2 tRNA genes and 1 rRNA gene are annotated in these 1,026 nt (G+C 53.4%); all 3 read right to left on the bottom strand.

From position 1 onward, the window contains the following. A 23S ribosomal RNA gene (locus C7I85_RS30220) occupies positions 1 to 313 on the bottom strand; the annotation flags it as partial. A gap of 270 nt (positions 314 to 583) precedes the next feature. Continuing rightward, positions 584 to 659, bottom strand: a tRNA-Ala gene (locus tag C7I85_RS30215). 24 nt (positions 660 to 683) lie between these two features. Then, a tRNA-Ile gene (locus C7I85_RS30210) sits at positions 684 to 760 on the bottom strand. Positions 761 to 1,026 lie beyond the last annotated feature (266 nt).

Below are 1,026 nucleotides of genomic sequence, written 5' to 3'. Positions count from 1 at the left end.
CACTACTTGCGGAGTCTCGGTTGATGTCCTTTCCTACAGGTACTTAGATGTTTCAGTTCCCTGCGTTCGCCACTTTATCCCTATGTATTCAGGATAAGTTACCTAATATCGATACTTGTAAACCACAACGGCAAACCGAACCGAAGTCCGACCTGCCGCTCTGATTTTACAAGTATCTTAGGTGGGTTTCCCCATTCGGAAATCGTCGGATCAAAGGGTATTCGCACCTCCCCGACGCTTATCGCAGCGTATCACGTCCTTCATCGCCTGTGCATGCCAAGGCATCCACCAATTGCCCTTAAGACACTTGATCGTTCTCATTGCCAATGCTCATCTGGATCACTCCAAACGCCATCGGCACAAAAAGACCAGCTTCTCGAGATCGGTTCGAGGGTGCGGTTAGGCAAACCCATCATATGCGGGAGATTGAGCGTCTCACCGCGACAAATCATTGGATCAACCAATGAAGTTCGAACAAATCTTCTCTTTACGATGTCAAACAGAACAGGCAACGAGCTCGAAAGCCACGTCGCAAACCTTGTTGCGAATGATTGTCTTCTACCACCCTCTCGACACCAGGTTATGGTGGAGCCGGACGGGATCGAACCGACGACATCCTGCTTGCAAAGCAGGCGCTCTCCCAGCTGAGCTACGGCCCCTGATAATAACCTATCGAAAGGAAGTGGTGGGCCTGGGAGGACTTGAACCTCCGACCTCACGCTTATCAAGCGCGCGCTCTAACCAACTGAGCTACAAGCCCTAGCAGAGCACTACTCGCTGGCGATGGCCAGCCCCGAGGCGGAGCCTCGCAAGGCCGACCGGCCGTCGGCGCTCATGCGCCGCCCCCGCGGAGCGCCGCCCGAAGGGTGGAACAAGCGTGAGCGATGAACAATCATTCGGAAGAAAGAGAAACGAAGGCGGCAGGTCCGCTCATATAAAGGCGATGTCAGGATGACTTGTCCTGCATCTTGTTCCAAGTGCTTCGAAAGGCAGAGGCTCAACAAGTGAGCGTTTCCATTAGGAAGC

The sequence above is a fragment of the Pseudaminobacter soli (ex Li et al. 2025) genome (genome assembly GCF_003012705.1).
Taxonomy (GTDB): Bacteria; Pseudomonadota; Alphaproteobacteria; order Rhizobiales; family Rhizobiaceae; genus Pseudaminobacter; species Pseudaminobacter soli.
The sequence above is the reverse complement of the archived record's forward strand: the minus strand, read 5'-3'. Positions and strand labels throughout refer to the sequence as shown.